The following is a 25436-nucleotide window of genomic DNA, read 5'->3' on the forward strand; positions in this document are numbered from 1 at the left end:
CGAGGGATGTGGATTGTTGCCTGTGAGCACGCGAGTGAGACTTCTGTTTCATGTACGTCCTCCCCGAAACACGCTCCATTGCAGCAGGTTTGAGCGGAAGGGGAATGAACTGCCATGGAAGTCATTCATCCGCGGTGCGCGGGAATCGACGTGTCGAAAAGGGACGCCAAGGTGTGTGTGCGCATTCAGGGCCGCGGGCGCAAAGCCACGTCGTCGACGGTGACCACGTGGACATCGATGACCGGCAGCATCCTGGCGCTGCGCGAGCATCTGATCGCCGAGAAGGTGACATGTGTGGTGATCGAGTCGACTGCGGCGTACTGGAAGCCGTTCTACTTTCTGCTCGACGACGTGTTGAACGTGATGCTGGTCAACGCCCGCCACGCCCGCAACGTCCCCGGCCGCAAGACCGATGTCTCCGACGCGGCCTGGCTGGCTGAACTGGGTGCTCATGGGCTGGTCCGCGCCTCGTTCGTGCCACCCGAACCGATCCGGGCGCTGCGCGATCTAACCCGCGCCCGCACCACCATCGCCCAGTCCCGCACCAAAGAGATCGGACGCCTCGAGACGCTGCTCGAAGACACCGGGATCAAGCTATCGACGGTGGCCTGCGAGATCATCGGAGTGTCGGGGCGAGCGATGCTCGAAGCGCTCATCGCCGGCCAACGCGACCCGACCATGCTGGCTGATCTGGCCAAAGGACAGTTGCGCAAGAAGATCCCCGCACTGACCGAGGCGTTGAAGGGCCGGTTCAACGACCACCACGCGTTCATGGTGCGGTTCTACCTGGACCGTATCGACGCCCATGACGCCGACATCGCCCGCCTGGATGCGCGTATCGAGGAGCTGATCGCCCCCTTTCAGGCCGTCCGGGAACTCCTGGTGAGTATCCCCGGTTTCTCCTACACCGTGGCCAACGTGTTCATCGCCGAGACCGGCGCCGACATGAACGTGTTCCCCACCGCCAACCACCTGGCGTCCTGGGCAGGCGTCGCACCTGGCAGCAACGAATCAGCCGGGCGGATCAAATCGGCGAAAACCCCACCCGGCAACCACCACCTCAAAGCTGCACTCGGGGTGGCCGCGCTGTCCGCGTCGCGCAGCACCAACACTTACTTCGGTGCCCGTTTCCGACGCATCGCCGGTAGCCGACCACCCCGGCCCGGCGCTAAAAAATCGCGTCGCCAGTCCCTCGCCGGCCAGATCGCCATCGTCGCAATCGAACACAAGATGCTCACCTGCGCATGGCACATGCTGGTCAACGGCACCTTCTACCAAGACCCCGGCCCCGACTACTACACCCGGCACCAGCCGGCAAAAACCAAGGCCAGGGCCATCAAACAACTCCAAGCCCTCGGATACAGCGTCACACTCCAACCCCGCACCGATGCTGCCTAACACCGGACCGAGACCGCTCACCAGCCCTTGGTCACCTTCTATTTTCGAGTGAGGCGGGCATACGCACGCATCCCCTGGGCCCGTGACGGGTGGGGCAGTGCGGTCGCAGTCGTGTCAGTGCGGTCGCGGCCGGGTCAGTGCGTGGGCTCAGTATGCGACGGTAAACCCGTGCCGCAGTATCAGATCCGCGGTCACATCCGGGCGCTCCGCGAGCGGCCAGCACTCGACGGCGAATGCCCCGACGGCGAAGAACGCATAGTTGACCGAAGTCTCCGGGGTGGTGCGCGAGCGGTAGAGGATCGCGTCCGGGCACTCATCGGGCTCGGGCCACCAGCGCCGCACGGCGTCTGCCAGGTGCTGGCAGGTGGCCCACACCGCGTCGTGCTGGCCGGTGCTGATCTGATCGTCGACGCCGAGCGCATCCAGGTTGCGCTCGGTGCGCAGATCGAGCACCCGCAGGTGTCGGGCGGCGGACAGCCGCACCAGGTGGTGGCGGGCGTGATCGCCGGGGATCATCAGCCCGGTCAGTCGGTAGCGTTCCCGAAACGCGCCGACCAGATCGGTTGCCGCGTAACGGGTGCGGAACCCACCCGACGGCGGATCGAAGCGATAGCGCGGTTGGCTGAAGCCGCCCCAGGTCCACTGGTCGGGATGCTCGGCGTCGAGGCGCCACAGCTGGGTACCGGCGGCGATCCGCCGGCGCCGCAGTCCACTGGGCCGGGCATCGGGCAGCGGCGCCCGATAGCCGGCGGTGAGTTCAGGCACCGAGTGAGGTGAGCAGGCGACGCGCGGCCGACGCGGTCTCGCTGTGGCGTAGCGCCTCGGCGATCGAGACACCACCCAATTCGTCATGGGTGAGCCGCATGATGCGGTCGGCAGCCAGCGGGTCGGCGGTGAACCGACCCAGCAGCTCCAGGACCTCGGGCAGCTCGGGGCGCAGCCGGGCGTCGTCGAATTGCCAGGCCGGGAACCAGGTCTGGTTGCCGATGGCCGCGCCGATGAGCTTGCCTCGGCTGCGCAACCGGTGCACTGCCTGCGGCGTGCCCAGCCGCAGGAGATCTTGGACCTTCGGGGTGGGCAGCGCCCCGGCGACGAAGTCGTCGACGAGGGCGGCGCGACGCTGATCGTTCAGGGCGTGGGCGGCGATGCGTTCCAGGGTGCCCTGCGGTGCCGTGGGTGCCTCCAGCAGCGCGTCGAGGACAAGGGCGAACCCGGCGTCGGTGCGGGCGCGTTCGGCGACCTGGCGGGCGATCGGTGCGACGGCGGTGGGCATGGTCTAATCCTACTCGCCGTCGCTTAACATTGAAACAATCGAAACAATTATTCCGGGGTGGACCCCTGCCGGCGCCTCAGCGCGCGCCAGCCCAGCGCACCGGCCACCAGCGCGGCGATCGCGCCCAGCAGCGGCCAGACGCCCAGCGCGTCGACCCGATCGGCCAACCAGGACTGCACCGCAACCACCGCACCGATCACCGGGTCACCGGCGTCACCCTCGGCGAAGTACAACCGGATTTCGTAGTAGCCGTAATAGCTGACGTATAAACCGGTCAGCAGCACGATCACCCCGGCGATCCGCCCCACATACGGCAGCACCCGCCGCAACGCGGAGCTGGCAGTGGAACCCGCCACAGCCACCGCCAGCGCCGCAACGCCGACGGTGATGCTCATGCCCGCGGCGTAGGCGACAAAGGCCAGCACACCGTCCAACGTGGATCCCTGCCGGAAGGTCGTGCTGATCACTGCCAGAAACGGCGCGATGGTGCAGGACAGTGAGGCCATGGCGTAGCCGACGCCGTAGCCGTACATCGACCCCAGCCGTGCCGTGGGCGTGCCGCCCGCCATGGTGGGCAGCAGCAGCGGGATCTCGCGGCCGGCCAACAGCCAGGCGCCCATCGCCAGCAGCGCCACGCCGATCAGCACGGTGGCGAACGGTAGATACTTCTGCGCCGAAGCGATCAACGGCGAGACGGCCAATCCGAAGATTCCGAACACCGTCAGGAAGCCGGTCGCCATCACCATGGTCGCCACCGCTGCCCGGGCCAGTGCGACCGGGCGTGGGGTGTCCCGGCTGGCCGCGATCACCAGACCCAGATAGCCGGGGAGAAACGCGAACCCACACGGGTTCAGCGCCGCCACCAGCCCTGCGCCCAGGGCAAAACTGAGTGAGGCGGTGTCGATCACGAACCCGCGAGGGCCTGCAGTCGCCTGTTCAGCTCGGTTTCGGGTAGCGAGCCCGTCACCACCTCGACCCGTCCGTCCGGCTTGATGAAGGCGTACGCGGGCTGTCGAGTCACCCCGAACCTGGTCCACACCGCGGCGTCGGTGTCGGCCAACTCAGTGAATTCATCGACGCCGTACTTGGTGGCGAACGCGCGCAACGCGTCCAACCGGTCCTGCGCGCCGACGCCGACGAACGTCACCTTGGGGTGGGTGGCGGCCAGGTGGGCGACCATCGGTGCATCCCGTTGACAGAGCGGACACCAAGGCGCCCAGAACCACAACACGGCCGGCCTGCCGACCAGGCTCGCACCGGAAAACGGTCGGCCGTCGAGGGTTTGGGCGGCGAAATCCAGTTGGGTGTTCTCGGCCCTGGTCTGCGAACGGCAGCCGAAGATCAGTACGGCTATCGCTGCCACAGCCAGGAGCAGTACGGCCGACCGGCGACGCCCAGAGGCCTTGTCTTGCGGCATACCGGCGAGTATGCCACCGCAACCTGCGGAGCTATGGTGCTGCCATGGCACGCGGACGCCTGGAGCACACCGCCGACATCGCTGCGCCGCCCGAAGTCGTTGCGGCGTTTCTGGCCGACTTGGTCAACTACGAAGCCCTGCACCCGATGCTGTGGTCCACCATGACGGTGCGCCCGCATGCCGGCGGCACCCGGCTGCACGAACAGGTCGACATCAATGCGCCCAGGATGTTGATGAAGACCGTGCTGCGTGATGGCGGCAGCTCACACGCCGCGATGTGGGACAACCTGCGTCGCTATTTCGAACAGTGAGCGAGGCGGGCATGCTGGAAGCCATGAACCGAAGCCAGATCACCGAGCAGATCATCGCCGCCCGCCTCGCCAAGGGACTGACCTGGCAGGAGTTGGCCGACGCAATCGACAAGCCGGTGGTGTGGACCACCTCGGCGCTGCTGGGTTCACACCCCATTCCTGCCGAATCGGGCAAGGTCCTGGCGGGCCTGCTCGGACTGGACCCGGCGGTGGTGCCGGTGCTTGCCGCGGTACCGATGCGCGGCGGACTCACTGCACCGCCCACCGACCCGACCATCTACCGACTCTATGAGGCGGTGGGCGTGTACGGTCCGGCGATCAAGGAACTGATCCACGAGCAGTTTGGCGACGGCATCATGAGCGCGATCAACTTCAGCATGGACATTGAGCGCAAACCGCATCCGGGCGGTGATCGGGTGGTGATCACCTTCGATGGTAAATTCCTTCCCTACGAATGGAATTCAGCGGACTGAGCGCCAGTCGATGGCTACTCGTCAAGCACGCAGCCCGCAACCGCTGACTGCCGACCTGGTGTTGTCCGGCGGGGGAGTGCGTTTCGTCGGGCTGGTCGGATCGGTGGTCGCACTGATGGACGCCGGCTATTCGGTGCAGCGCATCTCCGGGGTGTCCGGCGGCTCGGTGGTGGGCACGATTCTGGCCGCCGCCGCCCAGGGCGACCAGCTGACCGCCGCGCAGGTCAAGGATCTGGCGCTGTCGGTACCGCTGCACACCTGGCGCGACGCGGGGCCACTCCCGCTGATTGGGCCGGTGTGGGGGTTCCTGCGCGACAGCGCCCTGTACCGCGGCGACGTCGCCCACGATTGGATCCGCAGTGAGCTGGCGAACCTGGGGGTGCGCACCTGGGGTGATCTGGGCTACGACGCCGACAACCTGATGCCCGAGCGACGCTACCGCGCCGTGGTCACCGTGACCGACGTGACGACCGGGCAGCTGGTACGGCTGCCGTGGGACTACCGGCGGGTCTATGGGCTCGATCCCGACGAGCAGTCCGTCGCCGACGCAGTGCGCGCCTCGATGGCGGTGCCGTTCTTCTATCGCCCGGTGACGCTGACCAGCGCCGGCGGGCTGCGCTCCACCCTGGTCGACGGCGGGGTGCTGTCGAACTTCCCGATCTACACCTTCGACCGGCTCGACGGCCGACCACCGCTGTGGCCCACCTTCGGGGTCACGGTGGTGCCGGAGATGTCCGATGGGATCGACGCCATGGTTCCGGTGTTGCGGCCGTTGCGCCTGTTCGGACAATCACTGCTGCTGGAGAACCTGATCAGCACCATGTTGGTCGGCCACGACCAGACCTACCTGAACCAGCCGTGGGTCAGCGTGCGGGCCATCAAGGTCAACTCCACCGATGTCAGCGTGCTGGACTTCGGCATCTCCCGTGACCGGCTCGAGAAGCTCTACGACAACGGCTACACCGCAGCGAGCGAGTTTCTGTCGAGCTGGGACTGGGCGGCCTACCTACGGCAGTTCCGGGCGTCGCATTACCCAAGCCAGGACACCGCCGACTCGGACTGATGCCGGGACCCCGCTGAACCTCCGGGCTCAGCTGCGGTGCTTGCCCAGCTCGGTGCTGGCGTCACCGAGCCGCACCGTGATGTCGGTGTTGCCGGCGGCCTCGAGCTGCTCGCGGCCCCGCAGGCGGTCCTGGATCTCGCGGGCCGCCCCGTTGATCCGCTCGATCTCACCGCGGAACACATCCGGTCGAGTCTCTTTGCTGGCGTAGTGGAAGTAGCTGAGCAGACTGCGCAGCAGCTCCAGTTTCTGCTTCTCGCGCTTGGCCAGGTCGTGCGTCGTCATCAACTCGACCCGCCGCACCGGGGGCAGGTCTTTCCAGTCCAGGACCACCTTGTTCTCATACCGGGGTTGCTTGCCCCGCCGCCCGAACCAGCCCTTCGGCTCGTCAGGGCTGTTGGCATAGCTGATGGTCCCGGTGAACCGCGACTCGATGCCCTCACCGAGTTCGGCCCGGTCGATCGCCGAATCCCACACCGTTCGCCATTCCTGGTTCGGCGCCAGCACCGTCAGTTCTTCGGGCAGTTGCAGCGCGACCACGTCCGCGTAGCCGTCCGAGGCGGTTTCGTAGCGGGCCACGGTGGGTGGTTGGTCGAAGGTGAACCGGATGTCATAGGCGGCGGTCTTGCCGAAGTTTCGGACCACCAGCTCGATGACGTGCCAGTCGGCGGCGTGCGGCTCCATGAACATCGCCACGTGCGGGCGGGTCTGCTCGGCGGCCAGCCGGCGGTTGCGCTGCAGTTGACGGTTCAAATAAAGCAGTGCCAGCACGGTGATACCGATGGCCAGCCAGGCGGCCCAGGCCAGCCAGGCATCGGCGCCCGCGTGGGCGACGTCGTACAAGCGGTCCTCAACTGATCCCATCAGCTATCCCCTCATCCGCCCATCAGCATGCGCCACCGGTCCAGGCTTCCGGCGCTGAATACGTAGTTGGATCGCTTGACCTCGGAAAGCGCCGCGCTCGAGTCGGCCGAATACCAGTGGCCGGGGAACACCGTCGGGTCGCCCGGCAGTGCGGCCAACTGTTGCAGGCTGCGGTACATCTCGTCGGAGTCGCCGCCCGGGAAGTCGGTTCGGCCGCAGCCCTCCAGGAACAAGGTGTCGCCGGCAACCAATCGACCGTCCAGCAGGAAGCACTGGCTGCCCGGCGTGTGGCCCGGTGTGTGCAGCAGCTCGATGTCGATGTCGCCGACGCTAACCCTGTCGCCATGATCATGCGCGGTCAGATCCGTCATCGGAATTTCGGTTACCCGCGAAACCCACTGTGCTTCATGGGTATTCACGTGCACCGGAACACTGGCCCGCTCCAGCAGCTCGGCGAGCCCCTTGAGCTCGAAGCCCATCATCTTGCCGCCGACGTGATCGGGGTGGTGATGGGTGACCAGGACGCCGGACAACCGCATACCGTCGGCCTCGAGCGCGTCGAGCAGATCACCGGCGGCATAGGCCGGATCGACCACGACGGCGTCGCCGGTCTGCCGGTCGCCGATCAGGTAGGCAAAGTTGCGCATCTGGGCGGCCATCGGGTCGCCGGCCGCGAAATCGCGTCCGGAGAGCAGCTGGCGGAAATACAGCCGGTCGGATTCGGGCACGCCCTCCAGCCTAAGCGCCGATTGCAAGCGCGGCGAAGCCGGGCGCCGCAGGTCGGCGCAGTCGGTCGAGCGCCGATTGCAAGCGCGGCGAAGCCGGGCGCCGCAGGTCGGCGCCGTCAAGCAAGCAGGCTTTGGCCAGCGTCTGTCATCGCGGTTTGGTGACCTCGTGGCGGAGGTTGTAACCTTCTACAGGCTTGCAGCGCCCGAAGGGGTCGCTGTAGGTGACCGCCCCCTTAGCTCAGTCGGCAGAGCGTTTCCATGGTAAGGAAAAGGTCAACGGTTCGATTCCGTTAGGGGGCTCGGTGGACGCCAGTCGGTGCGCCGACTAGCGCCGATCGGGGCGGTGTAGCTCAGCTGGTTAGAGCGCACGACTCATAATCGTGAGGTCGGGAGATCGAGCCTCCCCACCGCTACTGCAAGCAATTCGACATGTGAACGAAGGACGACAGACGTGGCCTCCAGTACTGATGTGCGGCCGAAGATCACCTTGGCCTGTGAGGTGTGCAAGCACCGCAACTACATCACCAAGAAGAACCGCCGTAACGACCCCGACCGGTTGGAGCTGAAGAAATTCTGCCCCAACTGCGGCAAGCACGAGTCGCACCGCGAATCTCGCTAAGGCAGGCCGACCGTGTCGTTGGCCGACCGCCTCGTTGGGGCGCGCTACCGCTATCCCGACCACTACGACGTGGAACGGGAGAAGATCCGCGAGTACGCACGCGCGGTCAAGGCAGTGGATCCGGCCAGTCTCGACCTCCGAGCGGCAGCTGACCTCGGCTACGACGGCCTGGTGGCGTCGCTGACCTTCATCTCGGTGTTCGGGCACATGGCGATTTCGGGTTTCTTCGAGCATTGCGGTGTCACCACCGACGACGCTCAGATCGTCCAGGTCGACCAGAAGATCGAATTTCTGCGGGCGATCAAGGAAGGCGACCGACTGTTTTGCGATGTGTCGGTCGAATCCGTTCGCCGCGCGCACGGCACCGACATCGTTGTGACCATGCAGGTGGTCACCAACCAGGCCGGCGAAATCGTGCAGAAGACATATACGACGTTGGCGGGCCGCGCCGGCGAGGGAGACAAGGGTTTCACCGATGGCGTTGCGTGAGTTCAGTTCGGTCAAGGTCGGCGATCAGCTGCCCGAGCGGGTCATCCCGTTGTCGCGGCAGGACCTGGTCAACTATGCCGGCGTGTCCGGCGACCTCAACCCGATCCACTGGGACGACGAGATCGCCCAGCAGGTCGGTCTGGACACCGCGATCGCCCACGGCATGCTGACCATGGGGCTGGGTGGCGCTTACGTCACGTCCTGGGTGGGCGACCCCGGCGCGGTGACCGAATACAACGTGCGCTTCACCTCGGTGGTGCCGGTGCCCAACGACGGCAAGGGCGCCGAGATCACCTTCAGCGGCCGGGTGAAGTCAGTCGACCCCGAATCGAAGACGGTGACCATTGCGCTTACCGCGACCACCGGTGGCAAGAAGATCTTCGGGCGGGCGGTCGCCTCGGCCAAGCTGGCCTAGGGAGGCGCAGCATGGCGATCAAAACTGATATCCGGGGCATGATCTGGCGCTACCCCGACTCGTTCGTGGTTGGCCGCGAAAAGATCCGCGAGTTCGCCCGGTCCATCAAGGCTGAGGACCCCGCCTGTTTCGACGAGGCGGAGGCGGCCAAACTGGGCTACGACTCGTTACTGGCGCCGCTGACCTTCGTGGCCATTCTGGCGAAGCTGGTGCAATCCGACTTCTTCCGCCACGTCGACACCGGATACACCACCATGCAGATGGTCCAGGTCGACCAGGGTTTCACCTACCTCAAGCCGATCAAGGCCGGCGACATACTTTACGCCCGGATGGAGATCGCCTCGGTCAATGAGCGTTTCGGTGCTGACATCGTGACGACCCGCAACATCTTGACCAACCAGGATGGCGACGTGGTGCTCGAAGCGTTCACCACGATGATGGGTCACGACGGCGACGATTCGGTCAACCTCCGGTGGGATGCTGAATCCGGTCAGGTCGTCCGAACAGCCTGATTAGTAACTGGCCATAGCGGCGAGGTACACTCGGACTTCGGGGTTTTCCCACCATTAGCGCGCTTTCCGTGAGGCGAACGGGGGGCGCGCGAATTGTGTGAGCCGGTGACGGCGAGCAGGTGAAACTTCCGAGCCCGCAGGTTGGTGCGCCAACCGCGAAGGGGCGTAGCTCAACTGGCAGAGCAGCGGTCTCCAAAACCGCAGGTTGCAGGTTCAAGTCCTGTCGCCCCTGCTGACGTGCCATGGTGGACACTGGACACCATGCGCGGTACGGCAATGAGGTAAGCGCGAACAACGAAGGAGCATGCGGTGACCGACGAGCTCGACCGTCCCGACGCCGCAGCCGACGGCGATAGCGATGCCGAATCCGGCAGCAGCAGTCGCACGGCCGTGGTGAGCAGGCAGGTCGGCGACCCGCTGCGGCCCACGGGTAAGCGTTCGCGGCGACGTGATGCCGGTGACGGCGCCGACGACGTGGAGTCCACGGCTACCGAGTTGGACGCGGAAGACGCAGCGGATGCCGCGAAGGCTAAAAAGAAGGCCAAGAAGAAGGCGGAAGGGCCCTCGCGCAACCCGCTCGTCTTCGTGTTGAACTTCCTCAAGCAGGTCGTCGGCGAACTTCGCAAGGTGATCTGGCCGAACCGCAAGCAGATGGTCACCTACACCGCAGTGGTGCTGGCGTTCCTGGTCTTCATGGTGGCATTGGTCACCGGGGCAGACTACGGATGGGCCCGGCTGGTGCTGCTGGTGTTCGGCGAGTGAAGTTATAGGAAGGACTGACAACCGTGACTACCTTCGACGGCGATACGCCTGCGGGCGAGCCGGTCGACGCGGCGGAGACCACCGAGGTTCCCGCTGAGGACTCCGCGGTGGAGGCCAACGAGTCCGCCGAGGCCGCTGACGCGGCTGAGTCCGACGAGGCTGAAGCCCCCGAATCCCCCGAGGTCGCTGAGTCGGCCCAGGACGAGCCGGATGAGGAACTGGACCCCGCGGTGGCGCTGAAAGCCGAGCTGCGCTCCAAGCCGGGCGACTGGTACGTCATCCACTCCTACGCCGGCTACGAGAACAAGGTGAAAGCCAACCTCGAGACCCGCGTGCAGAACCTCGACGTCGGCGACTACATCTTCCAGGTGGAAGTGCCCACCGAAGAGGTCACCGAGATCAAGAACGGCCAGCGCAAGCAGGTCAATCGCAAGGTGCTGCCGGGCTACATCCTGGTTCGGATGGACCTGACCGACGACTCCTGGTCCGCGGTGCGTAACACCCCGGGCGTCACCGGGTTCGTCGGCGCCACTTCGCGGCCGACTTCGCTGCCGCTGGACGACGTGGTCAAGTTCCTGCTGCCGCAAGGTGCGGCGAAGAAGCAAGCCCGGGGCGGAGCGGGTGCAGTGAGCGCCGCCGCCTCCGAGGGCGGTCTGGAGCGGCCGGTCATCGAGGTGGACTACGAGGTCGGCGAGTCGGTCACCGTCATGGACGGCCCGTTCGCCACACTGCCCGCCTCGATCAGCGAGGTCAACGCCGAACAGCAGAAGCTCAAGGTGCTGGTGTCCATCTTCGGTCGCGAGACACCCGTGGAACTGGGCTTCACCCAGGTCTCCAAGATTTAGTACGTAGGAAAGGAAACACCCCCTCATGGCCCCGAAGAAGAAGGTCGCCGGGCTGATCAAGCTTCAGATCAAGGCTGGCGAGGCCAACCCCGCGCCGCCGGTCGGACCCGCACTTGGTCAGCACGGCGTGAACATCATGGAGTTCTGCAAGGCGTACAACGCGGCGACGGAAGGCCAGCGCGGCAACGTCATCCCCGTGGAGATCACCGTCTACGAGGACCGCAGCTTCACCTTTGCGCTCAAGACCCCGCCCGCGGCGCGGATGTTGCTCAAGGCAGCCGGTATCGCCAAGGGCTCGGCGGAGCCGCACAAGACCAAGGTCGCCAAGGTGACCTGGGACCAGGTACGCGAGATCGCCGAGACCAAGAAGGCCGACCTCAACGCCAACGACATCGAGGCTGGCGCCAAGATCATCGCCGGTACCGCCCGCTCCATGGGCATCACCGTCGAGTAGTAGCCCTCGGCGAATAGACCGAGCATGACCGAGCGGGGCGAGGAACGAGCCCCAGCGAGGGAATGCGAGGGAGCATTCGACGAGAAACGAATACGTGGGAGGGCCAGCTTCGGCCCGTGAACCACAACCAACCACGAGATTGGATAACCAATGAGCAAGACCAGCAAGGCCTACCGCGCCGCCGCCGAGAAGGTGGACCGCGACAACCTCTACACCCCGCTGCAGGCGGCCAAACTCGCCAAGGAGACGTCCTCGACCAAGCAGGACGCCACCGTCGAGGTCGCTATCCGGCTCGGTGTTGACCCGCGTAAGGCCGACCAGATGGTTCGCGGCACCGTCAACCTGCCGCACGGCACCGGTAAGACCGCCCGCGTGGCGGTGTTCGCGGTCGGTGAGAAGGCCGAGCAGGCCATCGCCGCCGGCGCCGACGTGGTCGGCAGCGACGACCTGATCGAGAAGATCCAGGGTGGGTTTCTAGACTTCGACGCCGCGATCGCCACCCCGGACCAGATGGCCAAGGTGGGCCGCATCGCCCGCGTGCTGGGCCCGCGTGGCCTGATGCCCAACCCGAAGACCGGCACCGTCACCCCTGATGTGGCCAAGGCCATCACCGACATCAAGGGCGGCAAGATCAACTTCCGCGTCGACAAGCAGGCCAACCTGCACTTCGTCATCGGTAAGGCGTCGTTCGAAGAGGCCAAGCTGGCGGAGAACTACGGCGCCGCCCTCGACGAGGTGCTGCGGCTCAAGCCGTCGTCGTCCAAGGGCCGTTACCTCAAGAAGGTCACCATTTCGACGACGACCGGCCCCGGCATTCCGGTGGACCCGGCCGTCACCCGCAACTTCGCGGCTGAATAGGACCCACCGAAAAGCCCCCGCACGCTCGCGCGTGACGGGGGCTTTTTGCGTTGGCGGTAAGACAAAGAGTGTGGGTCAGGCGGCTTGCTTGGCGTAGCTGACCAGGCTGACGTCCAGCGCTTCGTCGGTGAAGTAGTACTCGCAGCCGCGCAGATACTTCATGTAGCGCTCGTAGACCTCTTCGGACTGGATCGCGACCGCCTCGGCGTGATGGGCTTCCAGTGCGTCGCCCCAGATTTTGAGGGTCTTGATGTAGTGCGACCGCAGCGAAAGCGCTTCGGGCACAGTGAAACCAGCCTTCTCGCCGTGGTCCACCATCATCTGAGTGGTGGGCAGCCGGCCGCCCGGGAAGATCTCGGTGAGGATGAACTTGATGAACCGGGCGGTCTCGAACGTCAGCTTCTTGCCGCGTGCGTTGAGCTCATAGGGGTGAAAGCTCACGCTGCTCTGGATCGTCATCCGGCCGTCAGCAGGCATGATGTCGTAGCAGTTCTTGAAAAAGTTGTCGTAGTTCTCGAAACCGAAGTGCTCGAACGCCTCGATTGAGACGATCCGGTCTACCGGCTCGTGGAACTGTTCCCAGCCCTGCAGCAGGACCCGCCGTGACCGGTCGGTGTCGATGGCGTCCAGCAGGCTCTGCGAGTAGGCGTGCTGATTCTTCGACAGGGTCAGCCCGATGACGTTGACGTCGTACTTCTCCACGGCGCGCTTCATAGTCGCACCCCAGCCGCAACCGATGTCCAGCAGCGTCATCCCGGGGCGCAGGTCCAGCTTGTCCAGGTTCAGGTCCAGCTTGGCGATTTGGGCTTCTTCCAAGGTGGCGTCCGGCGGCTCGAAGTACGCACAGCTGTACATCCGGGTCGGGTCTTGGAACAACGCGAAGAAGTCATCGGACAGGTCGTAGTGGGCCTGAATGTTCTGGAATTTCGGACGCATGTCTGCGGTCCGGGTCGATTTGTCCACCATCTGTGACTGATTGCCTTCCTGATGAAACCCGCTGAGACTGGACGCCATAACCGCCTTGTCGTCCGAGCCGGTCAACTGTTGCAGCTTAGCGGGTCGAGGGTGAATCGGTTGACGTGAAATGTAGCCAAGCCGGAACCCACGGCAGGCCGATCCCCACTATTTCTGCAGCGTGTACTGGTGGACGCTGGTGTTCCCGTCGCGGAACAGTCGCACGCAGCCGTTGAGGTACTTGTCGAACCGGTCGTAGGCCTCCTGGCCCTGCACCTCGATCGCCCGCTCCTTATTGGCCGCCAACATTGCCGCCCAGTCTTCCAGGGTGCGTGCGTAGTGCGGCCCGATCTCGTCGTCCCGGGTCACGGTGAAGCCGGCGTCGGCGGCGTACTTGCGGGGCAACCACGCCGACGGAAGCTGCCCGCCGGGGAAGATCTCCTTCATGATGAACAGCGTGAACTTGGCCAGCTCGATCGTCATCGGAATGCCCTTGGCCTGCGCCTCGTCCTGCCCGCTGATCGCGGTAATGGTGTGCAGCAGCATCCGGCCATCATCGGGCAGCGCGTTGTAGGTGATGTCGAAGAAGTCCGGCCAGCGGTCGCGGCCGAAGTGCTCGAACGCCCCGATCGACACGATCCGGTCCACCTTGTCGGTGAACTCCTCCCAGCCCTGCAGTCGCACCTCGACGTTGCGGTTGGTGTCCACCTTGGCCAGCTTGTCGATGGCGTACTGGCGCTGCTCACCACTGAGGGTGAGCCCGATGACGTTGACGTCGTACGTCTCCAGCGCCCGCTGCATGCAGGCCCCCCAACCGCAGCCGATGTCGAGCAGCGTCATGCCGGGCTCCAGGCCCAGCTTGCCCAGCGCCAAGTCGAACTTGGCGATCTGCGCCTCGTCGCAGGTGGTGTCCTTGTTCGGGTAGAACCCGCAGGTGTAGCCCATTGTCGGACCTAGGAACAGCTCGTAGAACTCGTTGGAGATGTCGTAGATCGACTGCAGTTCCTCGTACTTCGGTTCCAGCTTGGGCATGCTCGGTTTACTCGCGATCTTGTCTGATTAAGGGGAGGGTGTGAACAGACTACCGTTGCTCAGCTGGTATGAGCACTTCGGCGTGGCTTTGTCTGCCGACCGGCCACCGAGCGAGATTACCTCGCGGCAGCAAACGTCGTGGTCAGCTCGCTGATCACCGGGTCCCACAACTCTTCGGGCAAGTCGTGGCCCATGCCCTCGAACAGCACCAGCCGGGCGCGATCGATGGCGTCGGCAACCGCTCGTCCCCCCGAGGGGCGCATCAGCTTGTCGGCCAGGCCATGGATCACCACGGTCGGCGCGGTGATCAACCGGTCATAGGCGGCCAGACTGCCGCTGGCCAGAATGGCGCCGAACTGGCGGGCGATGCCCCACGGGTAGTAACTGCGTTCGTAGGCCTCAATGATGTTGGCCCGCAGCTGGTCTTCCGGGGCCGGGTAGCGCGGACTGCCGATGATCCGGCTGGCCCGCACCGCGTTATCGATGATCACGTCGCGCGGGGAGTCCGGTGACGGTCCAGTCAGCAGCGCCATGAGTGCGCGCGGTGCCGGCGGCGGAAGGAACCGCCGGTTGTTGCTGGAGAAGATGACGGCCAGCGAACGGGTCCGGGGTGCGAACCGCGCCGCGAAGACCTGCGCGATCATGCCACCCATCGAAGCGCCGACCACGTGCGCCTGCTCGATGCCCAGGTGATCCAGCAGGGCGGCGGCGTCGTCGGCCATGTCCTCCAGGGTGTAGACGGCCGGGCTGGGCTTGCCCAGCCAGAACCGCGCCATCCGAGGGACCAACGCGCCACGGGCATGTTCGCGACCCAGCTTGCTGGACAGGCCGACGTCGCGGTTGTCGTAGCGGATCACCCGCAGGCCCTGGGCGACCAGCTTCTCGCAGAACCCGGTGCGCCACAGCAGCAGCTGCGCGCCCAGTCCCATCACCAGCAGCACCGGCGGGTCCTCGAGGTTTCCCAGATCTTCGTAGAAGATCTCCAGGTCGCCCGAGCGGGCGGTACCGCTGCGCATCTCCACCACCGTCATACCCCCGGGTCGTCGTTGTCTTCGTGCTCGCGGCTGACGTCGACCATGAAGTTGGCGAAGTAACCGGTCAGCTGTGGGTCGGACATCATCTGCCAGCGCGGCGCCAGCAGCTTCATGTAGCGCTCCACATAGAGAAACTGCTTGCCGATCAGCACCAGCTCGCGGGGCAGCTTGACGTCGTAGGCATCGGCCAGCGCTCCGAGCTGCCTGCCGATGTCGGCGTAGGACATGTCGCCCAGCGATTTCATCGTCAGCGGGGTCGCGAAGGCTTCCAGGTCCTTGGCGGCCTGGCCCTCGGGTTTGACGGTGCCCACCGCACCCATCAGCACCACGATCTTGCCGGCCGCGGCGTGATCCTTTTTCACCAGCAGCGCGTAGACCAGCTCGCGCAGCAGCCACCGGGTGCGCGGGTCGATGCGGCCCATGATCCCGAAGTCCAGGAACACCACCCGGCCCTGGTCATCCACCAGCAGATTGCCGGCGTGCAGGTCGCCGTGGAACAATCCGTGCCGCAGCCCGCCCTCGAAGGTGGAGAACAACAGGGCCTTGACCAGCTCCACGCCGTCGAAGCCGGCTTTGCGGATGGCGGGGGCGTCGTCGATGCGAATGCCCGCCACGCGCTCCATCGTCAGCACCCGCTCGCTGGTGAAGTCCCAGTGCACGTCGGGCACCTTGATGTTGCGGCCGAGCGGGGAGGCGTGCAAATGCGACACCCAGGTCTGCATCGATTGGCCCTCGATGCGGAAGTCCAGCTCCTCGGCGAGGTTGTCGGCGAAATCGGCGACCACGTCACCGGCCGACAGTCGCCGGCCCAGCTTGGCCAGTTCCACGAGCTGCGCGAAGCGTTTGAGGATCTGCAGGTCGGCCGCGACCCGCCGGCGGATGCCCGGCCGCTGGATCTTGACCACCACCTCCTCGCCACTGTGCAGGGTGGCGAAGTGCACCTGCGCGATCGAGGCCGACGCGATCGGGGTCTCGTCGAACTTGGCGAACAGCTCCTGCGGTTCGGCGCCCAGTTCCTCGACGAATAAGGCATGTACCTCGGCCGGGTCGGCCGGCGGGACGGAGTCGAGCAGGCCGCGGAACTCGCGGGACAGCGGTTCGCCGAACGCGCCGGGGCTCGAGGCGATGATCTGACCGAACTTGACGTAGGTGGGGCCCAGATCGGCGAACGTCTGCGGCAGCTCGCGGATCACCTTCTGCTGGATCGGCCCGGGCCCGAGCAGCCGGGTGAAGACTCGGGTGGCGGCGCGGGTGAGCTGCCAGCCCGTGGCGCCGACGCGGGCCGCCTCAACCGGCAACGGCACCCGGTCCAGCTGGGCCACCTGGCGGGGTGGGGTCGCACTCATTGCTGCAGTCTGCCAAATCACCGGCGGAAGTTCTCCGTCAGCGCACCGCCCTCGGCTTCGGCGCCCGGTCGCCAGGGGGTAAGCCCAGGCACGGCCGGTCGCCGAAAGGCTCCGCGCGGCGGGCGCGCATCCGTAGGTTTGTGCCATGCGGATCCTCGACGTCGAATCGACCGAGAAGTTCGTCGGGCCGGTTGACGCACCCATCCAGCTGGTCCGGGTCAGCTACGCCGATGCCGCTGCGCGGACGCCGGTGCGTGTCGACGGTGACGGTCTGGCCGGAGAAACCGTCGCCGGACCCGGAAGCGGTGTCGTCGAGGTGCCGGTGACCGTCGACAACCCGGTGCCGGGGCAGCAGCGGGCCGCCCGGGTCAACGGCAGCCCTTTCACGTTCACCGTGGCCGAACCCGGCTGGACCATGTTCATGATCGGCCACTTCCACTACGACCCGGTGTGGTGGAACACCCAGGCCAACTACACCAGCGCGTGGACTGAGAGCCCGCTCGGCGCGTGCCGGCAGACCAACGGCTTCGATCTGGTGCGCGGTCACCTGGACTGGGCCCGCGAGCACCCCGAATACAAGTTCGTCCTGGCCGAAGTCGACTACCTCAAGCCGTACTGGGACACCCACCCGCAGCACCGTGCCGAGCTCCGCCGACTGATCGCGCAGGGCCGGGTCGAGGTGATGGGCGGCACGTACAACGAGCCGTCGACCAACCTCACCGACGCCGAAACCACGATCCGCAACCTGGTCGCCGGGATCGGATTTCAGCGCGACATCATGGGCGCCGAACCGGCGACGGCCTGGCAGCTCGACGTGTTCGGGCATGACCCGCAGTTCCCCGGGTTGGTCGCCGACGCCGGACTGTCCTCCAGCGCCTGGGCGCGCGGGCCGTTTCACCAGTGGGGCCCGATGGCGGATCGAGGCGATCCGCGCCGAATGCAGTTCCCCAGTGAGTTCGAGTGGATCTCGCCGTCCGGGCGCGGCCTGCTGACCCACTACATGCCCGCGCACTATGCGGCCGGCTGGTGGATGGATGCCCGGGAGTGCCTGGCCGACGCCGAGGCGGACGTCTACCGGTTGTTCACCGACATGAAGAAGGTCGCCGCCACCCGCAACGTGCTGCTGCCGGTCGGCACCGACTTCACCCCTCCTAACCGCTGGATCACCGAGATCCACCGGGACTGGAACGCCCGCTACACCTGGCCGAGGTTCGTCTGCGCGCTGCCCAGCGAGTTCTTCGCCGCGGTACGCGCCGAACTGCAGCAGCGCGGTGCGGCTCCGTCTCCGCAGACCCGTGACATGAACCCGATCTACACCGGCTGCCACGTCTCCTACATCGACACCAAGCAGGCCAACCGGGCCGCCGAACAGGCGGTGCTGGGCGCGGAGCGCTTCGGGGTGTTCGCGGCGGCGCTGACCGGTGCCGACTACCCGGAGGCGGCGTTGGACAAAGCCTGGGCGCAACTGTCCTACGGCGCCCACCACGACGCCATCACCGGCTCGGAGGCCGACCAGGTCTACCTGGACCTGCTGACCGGTTGGCGCGACGCCTGGCAACTGGGCACCGACGCCCGCGACAACGCACTGGCGGTGCTGTCGGGCTTGGTAAATACCGACGAGGGTGCCCAAAACACCGTGGTGTGGAACCCGGTGGCACGTGAGCGCACCGACATCGTCACCGTGCACCTGCCGGAGCCGCTGTCGGCGGGGGTGTGCGTCCTGGCCCCCGACGGCACCGAACTGCCCACCCACGTCGAACACGGCGGCAGCAGCGTCAGCTGGTTGGCCCGTGACGTGCCGTCGCTGGGCTGGCAGGCCTACCGGCTCACGCCCACCCCGGACGCCCACGGCTGGCAACCGATGCCCGGCACCCGCATCAGCAACGAGCACCACCAGCTGACCGCGGACCCGGACCGCGGCGGCGGTATCACCTCGTGGCGCCGTGACGGCCGCGAAATGATCAGCGCGGGAGGCCTGGGCAACCAGCTGGCCGTCTACGACGAATACCCCCGGCACCCGCAATCCGGTGAAGGCCCATGGCATCTGGTGCCCAGCGGGAACCTGTTCACCTCCGCGGTCGCCCGCGAGGTGACGGTCCAGGCCTACCGCGGTCCGCTGGGGGAGCGGCTGGTGGTCTCCGGGCGGATCCGCGACGTGCTGACCTACACCCAGACCCTGACGGTGTGGCACGGCGTGGACCGGGTGGACTGCTCCACCACCATCGATGAGTTCACCGGCGCCGACCACCTGCTGCGGCTGCGCTGGCCCTGTCCGGTGCCTGGCGCACTGCCGGTCACCGAGGTGGCCGACGCCGTCATCGGCCGCGGCTTCGGCCTGCTGCACGAGCCCAGCGGACGCTCGGTGGACACCGCGCAGCACCCGTGGACCCTCGATACCCCCGCCCACCGCTGGTTCGGGCTGTCCGCAACCGCGCGGATCCGCGTCGGCGACGGCTGCCGGGCCGTGTCGGTGGCCGAGGTGGTTACCGCTGGCGTGCCGGCACGGGAGTTGATGGTCGCGCTGGTGCGTGCCGGGGTCACCGCCACCTGCTCGGACGCCGACGGACCGCGCTACGGCAACCTCGACGTCGACTCCAACCTGCCCGACACCCGAATCACGCTCGGCGGGCCGGACCGCAACGCCCGGCGAGCGGCTCGCTGCTGCGCGTCGACCCCGCCGATGCGGTGGGCCTCGGGGCGCTCAAGGCGGCCGGCAACCCGACGGCGTGCGGCAGCGCGCAGCCCGTCGACCCGAACACCGTCACGCTGCGGTTGGTCGAGACCCGCGGCGCCGACGCCGCCGTCACGCTGCGCAGCGACCTGGGCCCGGTGACCGTACTGGGCCGAGCCGACCTGCTAGAACAGCCCCGCGAGCACCCGGCCCCCGACCGGCTGCACGGCTATGAGATCGCCACCGTCACCGCTCGCCTCGACGTCGAAAACCTGGGCACCGGCCGGCCGTTGGCGCCCGAATCCGAGGCAGCCCAACCGCTCTACGCCCGCTACTGGCTGCACAACCGCGGCCCGGCGCCACTAGGCGGCCTACCGGTGACCCCGGCTCTGCATCCGCACCGGGTCGACGCGAACGCGGGCGCACTGCTGGAACTGGATCTGACCGTGGCCAGTGACTGCGTCGACGCGGCCCTGTCCGGTCAGGTGACGTGGCAGTGCCCGGCCGGCTGGGCGGTCACGCCGACCGAACAGCCGGTGCGGTTGACGGCCGGAGGCCACGTGGACATCCCGGTGCGGGTGACGATCCCCGTCGATACCGCCCCGGGCCTCTATCCGCTGCGCGCTCGACTCGACCTGTCCGGTGACCTGCCGCGGGCCTGGCGCCAGCCGGTCGAAGACGTGGCGGTGGTGCGCGTCGGCGATCCGGGTTCCGACCGGCTGCTGTATGTGGACGACCCGTCCGCGATCGAGGTCACCGCCGGACGTGCCGCTCGGCTGACCGTCCTGGTCGGCACCGACGCACACGCCGACCTGGCGATCGAGGCACACCTGATCAGCCCCTGGGGCACCTGGGAATGGGCCGGGCCGCCGGCGCTGGGTGCGGTGGTGCCGGCTCGGGGCCAGGTGGAGCTGAGCTTCGACATCGCCCCGCCGGTGTGGGCCACACCGGGCACCTGGTGGGCGTTGGTCCGGGTCGGCGGCGCGGGCGCGCTGACCTATTCGACCGCGGTGCGAATGGCGGTGCTGGCGCCCGTCACGGTAGGTGTCGACTGATGGCCGCCATCCTCGCGCTGGATGTCGGCGGCACCAAGATCGCCGCCGGCCTGGTCGATCCCGACGGATCACTGACCTACACCATTGCCCTGCCCACCCGAGCGGATCAGGGCACCGAGGCGGTGTGGGCGGTAGTGACCGAGCTGATCGAGAATGCCCTGGAACGGGCCGGCGGGCGGGTGGATGCCGTGGGCATCGGCTCGGCCGGCCCCATCGACGTCAACGCCGGAACCGTCAGCCCGGTCAACATTGCGGGCTGGCGCGGGTTCGCGCTGCGCGACCGGGTGGCGGCCCTGGTGCCCGGGGTTCCGGTCCTATTGGGCGGCGACGGCGTCTGCATGGCGCTCGGCGAACACCGACACGGCGCCGGGCGCGGCACCCGATCCATGCTGGGCATGGTGGTCTCGACCGGGGTAGGCGGCGGACTGGTGCTCGACGGGGCGCCCGTCCACGGCCGTACCGGCAATGCCGGGCACGTCGGGCACGTCATCGTCGACCCCAACGGGGAGCGGTGCCGCTGTGGTGGCCGCGGTTGCGTGGAGACCATCGCCTCCGGCCCGTCGATGGTGCGCTGGGCGCTGGCCAACGGTTGGACGCCGGAAGCGTCCGGGGCAGATGCCAAGGCGCTCGCGGCGGCCGCCGAAACCGGGGACCCGGTGGCGCTGGGGGCTTTTCGGCGCGGCACCGACGCGCTGTCGGTGATGATCACCTCGGTGGCGGCGGTGTGCGACCTCGATCTGGTGGTGATCGGCGGGGGAGTCGCCAAGTCCGGCGCCTTGTTGTTTGACCCGCTGCGGGCGGCGCTGGCCGAACGTGCCGGGTTGGACTTCCTGGTCGGCCTGCAGGTGGTGCCCGCCGAACTCGGCGGCGACGCCGGGTTGGTGGGGGCGGCCGTGCTGGCCACCCTGCCGTGACCCTGTGCTGGTGGCGACACAGTGCGAGAAGGCCCCGCCCTGAGTCAGAGTCAACGCGATAGGTGGAGACGACCCCACTCGCACAGCTGGGCCAGCACCGGGGCCAGCGTCCGTCCGTACTCCGAGATCGAATAGTGCACACAGGGCGGCACGGTGCCGGCGTCGTGGCGCTCGATGATCCCGTCGGCGACAAGCTCATGCAGATGACGGATGAGCATTCGTTCGGTGATGCCCGGGATGCTGCGACGCAGCTCGGCGGTGCGCATGGGCCCGTCGGCCAGGCGCCACAGGATGGTGCCCTTCCAGCGGCCGTTGATGACCGTTAGTGCGGCATCGATCGGGCAGTCACTGACGAGTGTCTTTGATGCCGCCACCAGCGCTCCTCATGCTGACTATTTTGTCAGTACCTTGTTTTTTGTCAGCATAGCCATCACAGTCGATGATTGTGAAGCAGATTGTCGAGATCCTTGCGGTGGTGGTGGTGGGGATCCTGGTGGGTGCGGAGTTCTCGGTGGCGGCGTTCTTTCGCCCTATCCTCGGGCGCCTGCCCGACGACGCCTTCTGGGCTGCCCGCGGCGACGGCGCCGGGCTGCTGGGGAAGGTGATGCCGTTCTGGTACCTGGCCTCGTTCGTGCTGCTGGTGGCGGTCGGCGTCGTCGCCGACTCGCAGCGTTGGCTCATCGGTGTGGGCGCCGGCCTGATGGCGGCCGTCGTGATGCTGTCGGTGATGGTGCTGGTGCCGATCAACAACAAGATCGCGGCGTGGCGCACCACCGACGACGTATCCCGAGCGCTCGCGGCGCGTTGGGATCGGCTGCATTGGTTGCGGGTGGCGATGCTGGTGGTGATCCTCGTGTTGCTTGCGATCGGCGTGGTGAGTGGCTAGCTGTCGCCCGGCCGGCGGACCCCGTTTTGGCTGATCGGCCCTCGTCACGCTATGGTGTGTGGCGATCCACCACAGACCGTCGGTCACCGAGCAATCGGTTGAAGGTCCGGGAACATCCCGGCGGCCCACGCAGGAGGACGAGGCACCGGCCCCGCCGGCACACATTGTGACGCCCCGACCGCATTCCTGCGTCGGGGCGTTCGTTATTTCCCGGGTGTGTCACTCCAGACAAGTACGAGACAAGTTCAAGCGACACCGAGGAGGTATGCATGGCGCGGGCTGACAAGACCGCCGCCGTCGCGGACATCGTCGAGCAGTTCAACGGCTCGACCGCCACCGTGATCACCGAGTACCGCGGTCTGACGGTTGCAAACCTGGCGGAGCTGCGGCGTTCGCTCAGTGGCTCGGCAACCTACGCGGTGGCGAAGAACACGCTGGTCAAGCTGGCTGCGGCCGAGGCTGGGGTCGAGGGGCTCGACGAGCTCTTCGCGGGCCCGACGGCCATCGCGTTCGTGCAGGGCGAGCCGGTGGACGCCGCCAAGGCGATCAAGAAGTTCGCCAAGGACCACAAGGCGCTGGTCATCAAGGGCGGCTACATGGACGGTCGCGCGCTGACCGTCGCCGAGGTGGAGCGCATCGCCGACCTGGAGTCGCGCGAGGTGCTGCTGGCCAAGATGGCGGGTGCCATGAAGGCCAACCTGTCCAAGGCCGCCGGCCTGTTCGCCGCCCCGGCTTCGCAGATGGCCCGCCTGGCAGCCGCACTGCAGGAGAAGAAGCCTGCTTCGGAAGCCGCCCCAGCAGCACCTGCTGCCGAGGCCCCGGCCGAGACGGAAGCTCCGGCAGAGACCGCCGAGGCTCCGGCCGAAACCGCCGAGGCTCCGGCCGAAACCGCCGAATAACTAGGCACAACCCCAACCCAACTTCCGTAACCGGAATCAGAAAGGACCGAAATCATGGCCAAAATTTCCACCGAAGAGCTGCTCGACGTCTTCAAAGAGATGACCCTGCTGGAGCTGTCGGAGTTCGTGAAGCAGTTCGAGGAGACCTTCGACGTCACCGCTGCGGCTCCGGTCGCCGTGGCCGCCGTTGGTGCCGCCCCCGCCGCCGCTGAGGCCGGCGAGGAGCAGTCCGAGTTCGACGTCATCCTGGAGTCGGCTGGCGAGAAGAAGATCGGCGTCATCAAGGTCGTCCGCGAGGTCGTGTCCGGCCTGGGCCTCAAGGAAGCCAAGGACCTGGTCGACAGCGCCCCCAAGCCACTGCTGGAGAAGGTCGCCAAGGAGGCTGCCGAGGACGCCAAGGCCAAGCTCGAGGCGGCTGGCGCCACCGTCACCGTCAAGTAGTTTCGACTACGGCCCTGAACAGGGGAAGCCCCCGGAACCCGCGAGGTTCCGGGGGCTTCTGCTATTGCGGCCTGTTCGGTGGCGGGGATCGTCAGCGCCGGATTGAACTGGCGGAGACCCTCCTCGGCGATCGCCGCGATCAGCTGTGGCATTCCGCCGAAGTGGATGTAGACCGCCATCGTCGAAGTCCCAGCGGTGCCGGCGATCTTGCGGGTCTGCGGCGCGTCGGGTCGGCCACCGTGCGCGTGCCGCAACGGGTTCCCATGGGCTTCCATTGCAACTGGACACCCACCGACTGAGGCAGACCGCCGATAAGGTCGCACCTGTGCGCTACAGTGGCCCAAGCCACAAGCCAGTCGTGGCACAAACAGACGTTGCGGAAGGACCTCACTAATGGGTGTCGCCATCGAGGTACAGGGGCTTACCAAGTCCTTCGGATCGGCCCGGATTTGGGAAGACGTCTCCATGACAATTCCCGAGGGAGAGGTCAGCGTTCTGCTGGGGCCCTCCGGTACCGGCAAGTCCGTGTTCTTGAAGTCGCTGATCGGCCTCCTGCGCCCCGAGCGCGGTTCGATCGTCATCGACGGCACTGACATCCTGCAGTGTTCGGCCAAGGAGCTCTACGAGATCCGCACGCTGTTCGGCGTGCTGTTCCAGGACGGCGCGCTGTTCGGGTCGATGAACATCTACGACAACACCGCCTTCCCGCTGCGTGAGCACACCAAGAAGTCCGAGAAGGAAATCCGTGACATCGTCATGGAGAAGCTCGAGATGGTCGGTATGCCCAACGACGGCTACAAGTTCCCGGGTGAGATCTCCGGTGGTATGCGCAAGCGTGCCGGCCTGGCCCGCGCCCTGGTTCTCGATCCCAAGATCATCCTCTGTGACGAGCCGGACTCTGGTCTGGACCCGGTCCGCACCGCGTACCTGAGCCAGCTGTTGATCGACATCAATGCCCAGATCGACGCCACCATCCTCATCGTCACGCACAACATCAACATTGCGCGCACCGTGCCGGACAACATCGGGATGCTGTTCCGCAAGGAGCTGGTGATGTTCGGTCCCCGCGAGGTGCTGCTCACGTCCGAGGAGCCGGTGGTGCGCCAGTTCCTCAACGGCCGGCGTATCGGCCCGATCGGCATGTCCGAGGAGAAGGACCAGGCGACCGCGGCGGCCGAGGAGGCCATGATCGCCGCCGGCCAGAGCGATGGCGGCGTCGAAGAGATCGAGGGCGTGCCGCCCCAGCTCAGCGCGACCCCCGGCTTGCCGGAGCGCAAGGGCGTGGCACGCCGCAGGGCCCGGGTGCGCGAGATCCTGCACACCTTGCCGCCCAACGCTCAGGCGGCCATCCGGGACGAGCTCGAGGGCACCCACCGGTACGCGGTGCACGAGTTCCCCGCCGACGAAGAGGCTTCCACCGCGTCGATCCCGACCCCGCCTGGTTAAGTCCGTGCAGGCTCACGCCGTGTCAGCTCTTGACGGACGGACCTAAACGGTCCAATCTGGTCACCAGCACACGTGCGGAGAGCCCGGCGGAGGTCAGCCAGCACCGATAGGGCCCCGGGACATCGCAGTTGAGGATTGCGCCAGCCTGCGCTATTGTTGGACGTTGCGCTGGCTTCCTCCTGCCCATCCCTTACCCGCACCCGAACACCGCTGCACCAGCCTGAGTCACGTTTTGGCTCGTTTTGGCTTGTTACCTCGTGGTTTGGCTGTGCGTGAGACC

The 25436-nt window shown here is 66.7% G+C and carries 28 protein-coding genes, 3 tRNA genes and 2 pseudogenes; 21 read left to right on the top strand and 12 right to left on the bottom strand.

Annotated elements, in window-relative coordinates; all coding sequences use genetic code 11:
* Positions 1 to 114 precede the first annotated feature (114 nt).
* Positions 115 to 1398, top strand: a complete 1284-nt coding sequence (locus BN4346_RS24805) for an IS110 family RNA-guided transposase (RefSeq protein WP_067967105.1) — start codon at positions 115 to 117, stop codon at positions 1396 to 1398.
* Between the two features lie 147 nt (positions 1399 to 1545).
* Here BN4346_RS24805 and BN4346_RS24810 read toward each other — a convergent pair whose 3' ends face one another.
* From BN4346_RS24810 to BN4346_RS24825, 4 genes are read right to left on the bottom strand one after another with little or no spacing between them, the layout of a single operon-like run.
* Complete coding sequence (locus tag BN4346_RS24810; RefSeq protein WP_096867439.1) at positions 1546 to 2163, bottom strand: RES family NAD+ phosphorylase; 618 nt, start codon at positions 2161 to 2163, stop codon at positions 1546 to 1548.
* A complete protein-coding gene (locus tag BN4346_RS24815; protein ID WP_067967107.1) occupies positions 2156 to 2671 on the bottom strand; it encodes a hypothetical protein in 516 nt (171 codons plus the stop codon). Before BN4346_RS24815 ends, BN4346_RS24810 begins: the two co-directional genes overlap by 8 nt.
* A gap of 47 nt (positions 2672 to 2718) precedes the next feature.
* Entirely contained in the window at positions 2719 to 3579 is an 861-nt protein-coding gene (locus BN4346_RS24820; RefSeq protein ID WP_067967110.1) for a cytochrome c biogenesis CcdA family protein, read from the bottom strand.
* Positions 3576 to 4088 carry a redoxin domain-containing protein gene (locus BN4346_RS24825; RefSeq protein WP_078058408.1) on the bottom strand — a complete coding sequence of 171 codons (513 nt, stop codon included), beginning with the start codon at positions 4086 to 4088 and terminating at the stop codon, positions 3576 to 3578. Before BN4346_RS24825 ends, BN4346_RS24820 begins: the two co-directional genes overlap by 4 nt.
* Positions 4089 to 4132: 44 nt before the next feature.
* On the opposite strand from BN4346_RS24825, the gene BN4346_RS24830 reads away from it, so the two are divergent.
* From BN4346_RS24830 to BN4346_RS24840, 3 genes are read left to right on the top strand one after another with little or no spacing between them, the layout of a single operon-like run.
* The gene (locus BN4346_RS24830; protein WP_067967113.1) at positions 4133 to 4399 is read left to right on the top strand and encodes an SRPBCC family protein; all 267 of its coding nucleotides are present in this window, start codon (positions 4133 to 4135) and stop codon (positions 4397 to 4399) included.
* 23 nt (positions 4400 to 4422) lie between these two features.
* Entirely contained in the window at positions 4423 to 4872 is a 450-nt protein-coding gene (gene cynS, locus BN4346_RS24835) for a cyanase (protein WP_456080966.1), read from the top strand.
* 10 nt (positions 4873 to 4882) lie between these two features.
* Entirely contained in the window at positions 4883 to 5935 is a 1053-nt protein-coding gene (locus tag BN4346_RS24840; RefSeq protein ID WP_067967115.1) for a patatin-like phospholipase family protein, read from the top strand.
* Between the two features lie 27 nt (positions 5936 to 5962).
* Here the strand turns inward: BN4346_RS24840 and BN4346_RS24845 are convergent, their stop codons facing one another.
* Together BN4346_RS24845 and BN4346_RS24850 are read right to left on the bottom strand one after the other, a co-directional pair.
* On the bottom strand, positions 5963 to 6796 hold the full coding sequence (locus BN4346_RS24845; protein WP_067967124.1) for a hypothetical protein: 834 nt from the start codon (positions 6794 to 6796) through the stop codon (positions 5963 to 5965).
* 11 nt (positions 6797 to 6807) lie between these two features.
* Positions 6808 to 7524 carry an MBL fold metallo-hydrolase gene (locus BN4346_RS24850; RefSeq protein WP_067967132.1) on the bottom strand — a complete coding sequence of 239 codons (717 nt, stop codon included), beginning with the start codon at positions 7522 to 7524 and terminating at the stop codon, positions 6808 to 6810.
* Between the two features lie 227 nt (positions 7525 to 7751).
* On the opposite strand from BN4346_RS24850, the gene BN4346_RS24855 reads away from it, so the two are divergent.
* From BN4346_RS24855 to rplA, 11 genes are all read left to right on the top strand, one after another.
* A tRNA-Thr gene (locus BN4346_RS24855) sits at positions 7752 to 7824 on the top strand.
* Positions 7825 to 7863: 39 nt separating this feature from the next.
* Positions 7864 to 7937 (top strand) — tRNA-Met (locus BN4346_RS24860).
* 38 nt (positions 7938 to 7975) lie between these two features.
* A complete protein-coding gene (gene rpmG, locus BN4346_RS24865) occupies positions 7976 to 8143 on the top strand; it encodes a 50S ribosomal protein L33 (protein WP_024440978.1) in 168 nt (55 codons plus the stop codon).
* A 12-nt stretch (positions 8144 to 8155) separates the two neighbouring features.
* Complete coding sequence (gene hadA / locus BN4346_RS24870) at positions 8156 to 8632, top strand: (3R)-hydroxyacyl-ACP dehydratase subunit HadA (RefSeq protein WP_067967135.1); 477 nt, start codon at positions 8156 to 8158, stop codon at positions 8630 to 8632.
* Entirely contained in the window at positions 8619 to 9047 is a 429-nt protein-coding gene (hadB, locus tag BN4346_RS24875; RefSeq protein ID WP_067967136.1) for a (3R)-hydroxyacyl-ACP dehydratase subunit HadB, read from the top strand. The genes hadA and hadB overlap by 14 nt, the downstream gene beginning before the upstream one ends.
* 11 nt (positions 9048 to 9058) lie before the next feature.
* The gene (gene hadC / locus BN4346_RS24880) at positions 9059 to 9559 is read left to right on the top strand and encodes a (3R)-hydroxyacyl-ACP dehydratase subunit HadC (RefSeq protein ID WP_067967137.1); all 501 of its coding nucleotides are present in this window, start codon (positions 9059 to 9061) and stop codon (positions 9557 to 9559) included.
* A gap of 159 nt (positions 9560 to 9718) precedes the next feature.
* Positions 9719 to 9791 (top strand) — tRNA-Trp (locus tag BN4346_RS24885).
* A gap of 77 nt (positions 9792 to 9868) precedes the next feature.
* Positions 9869 to 10321 carry a preprotein translocase subunit SecE gene (secE, locus tag BN4346_RS24890; RefSeq protein ID WP_067967138.1) on the top strand — a complete coding sequence of 151 codons (453 nt, stop codon included), beginning with the start codon at positions 9869 to 9871 and terminating at the stop codon, positions 10319 to 10321.
* Positions 10322 to 10344: 23 nt separating this feature from the next.
* A complete protein-coding gene (gene nusG, locus BN4346_RS24895; protein ID WP_067967140.1) occupies positions 10345 to 11166 on the top strand; it encodes a transcription termination/antitermination protein NusG in 822 nt (273 codons plus the stop codon).
* A gap of 25 nt (positions 11167 to 11191) precedes the next feature.
* Positions 11192 to 11620 (top strand): 50S ribosomal protein L11, encoded by a 429-nt coding sequence (gene rplK / locus BN4346_RS24900; protein WP_046285412.1) that lies wholly within the window; start codon positions 11192 to 11194, stop codon positions 11618 to 11620.
* 150 nt (positions 11621 to 11770) lie between these two features.
* The gene (rplA, locus tag BN4346_RS24905) at positions 11771 to 12478 is read left to right on the top strand and encodes a 50S ribosomal protein L1 (RefSeq protein ID WP_067967146.1); all 708 of its coding nucleotides are present in this window, start codon (positions 11771 to 11773) and stop codon (positions 12476 to 12478) included.
* A gap of 75 nt (positions 12479 to 12553) precedes the next feature.
* Here the strand turns inward: rplA and BN4346_RS24910 are convergent, their stop codons facing one another.
* The 4 genes from BN4346_RS24910 to BN4346_RS24925 form a co-directional block, all read right to left on the bottom strand.
* Complete coding sequence (locus BN4346_RS24910) at positions 12554 to 13444, bottom strand: cyclopropane mycolic acid synthase family methyltransferase (RefSeq protein WP_067967587.1); 891 nt, start codon at positions 13442 to 13444, stop codon at positions 12554 to 12556.
* Between the two features lie 156 nt (positions 13445 to 13600).
* Positions 13601 to 14464 (bottom strand): cyclopropane mycolic acid synthase family methyltransferase, encoded by an 864-nt coding sequence (locus BN4346_RS24915; protein ID WP_067967148.1) that lies wholly within the window; start codon positions 14462 to 14464, stop codon positions 13601 to 13603.
* 116 nt (positions 14465 to 14580) lie between these two features.
* Complete coding sequence (locus BN4346_RS24920) at positions 14581 to 15489, bottom strand: alpha/beta fold hydrolase (RefSeq protein ID WP_327344851.1); 909 nt, start codon at positions 15487 to 15489, stop codon at positions 14581 to 14583.
* Positions 15490 to 15491: 2 nt separating this feature from the next.
* The gene (locus BN4346_RS24925; RefSeq protein WP_208863207.1) at positions 15492 to 16844 is read right to left on the bottom strand and encodes an ABC1 kinase family protein; all 1353 of its coding nucleotides are present in this window, start codon (positions 16842 to 16844) and stop codon (positions 15492 to 15494) included.
* Between the two features lie 145 nt (positions 16845 to 16989).
* Here BN4346_RS24925 and BN4346_RS24930 point away from each other — a divergent pair.
* Both BN4346_RS24930 and BN4346_RS24935 read left to right on the top strand, forming a co-directional pair.
* Positions 16990 to 20570 (top strand): annotated as a pseudogene (locus BN4346_RS24930) (glycoside hydrolase family 38 N-terminal domain-containing protein).
* Positions 20570 to 21484 carry an ROK family protein gene (locus BN4346_RS24935; RefSeq protein ID WP_067967151.1) on the top strand — a complete coding sequence of 305 codons (915 nt, stop codon included), beginning with the start codon at positions 20570 to 20572 and terminating at the stop codon, positions 21482 to 21484. Before BN4346_RS24930 ends, BN4346_RS24935 begins: the two are co-directional and overlap by 1 nt.
* 50 nt (positions 21485 to 21534) lie before the next feature.
* Here the strand turns inward: BN4346_RS24935 and BN4346_RS24940 are convergent, their stop codons facing one another.
* Positions 21535 to 21858, bottom strand: coding sequence for a winged helix-turn-helix transcriptional regulator (locus BN4346_RS24940; RefSeq protein WP_067967154.1), 324 nt, complete (start codon positions 21856 to 21858; stop codon positions 21535 to 21537).
* Between the two features lie 65 nt (positions 21859 to 21923).
* Between BN4346_RS24940 and BN4346_RS24945 the strand changes: the two genes are divergently transcribed.
* The 3 genes from BN4346_RS24945 (at position 21924) to rplL (ending at position 23710) form a co-directional block, all read left to right on the top strand.
* The gene (locus BN4346_RS24945) at positions 21924 to 22370 is read left to right on the top strand and encodes an anthrone oxygenase family protein (RefSeq protein WP_067967157.1); all 447 of its coding nucleotides are present in this window, start codon (positions 21924 to 21926) and stop codon (positions 22368 to 22370) included.
* Between the two features lie 269 nt (positions 22371 to 22639).
* Entirely contained in the window at positions 22640 to 23269 is a 630-nt protein-coding gene (gene rplJ / locus BN4346_RS24950; protein ID WP_067967160.1) for a 50S ribosomal protein L10, read from the top strand.
* Positions 23270 to 23323: 54 nt separating this feature from the next.
* Positions 23324 to 23710 carry a 50S ribosomal protein L7/L12 gene (gene rplL / locus BN4346_RS24955; protein WP_046282651.1) on the top strand — a complete coding sequence of 129 codons (387 nt, stop codon included), beginning with the start codon at positions 23324 to 23326 and terminating at the stop codon, positions 23708 to 23710.
* A 77-nt stretch (positions 23711 to 23787) separates the two neighbouring features.
* Here rplL and BN4346_RS24960 read toward each other — a convergent pair.
* Positions 23788 to 23985 (bottom strand): annotated as a pseudogene (locus BN4346_RS24960) (hypothetical protein); the annotation flags it as partial.
* A 118-nt stretch (positions 23986 to 24103) separates the two neighbouring features.
* On the opposite strand from BN4346_RS24960, the gene BN4346_RS24965 reads away from it, so the two are divergent.
* Positions 24104 to 25156, top strand: coding sequence for an ABC transporter ATP-binding protein (locus tag BN4346_RS24965; protein WP_067967168.1), 1053 nt, complete (start codon positions 24104 to 24106; stop codon positions 25154 to 25156).
* The last annotated feature ends 280 nt before the right edge of the window (positions 25157 to 25436 follow it).

The organism is Mycolicibacter icosiumassiliensis, assembly GCF_900078685.2.
GTDB classification, from domain to species: Bacteria; Actinomycetota; Actinomycetes; order Mycobacteriales; family Mycobacteriaceae; genus Mycobacterium; species Mycobacterium icosiumassiliensis.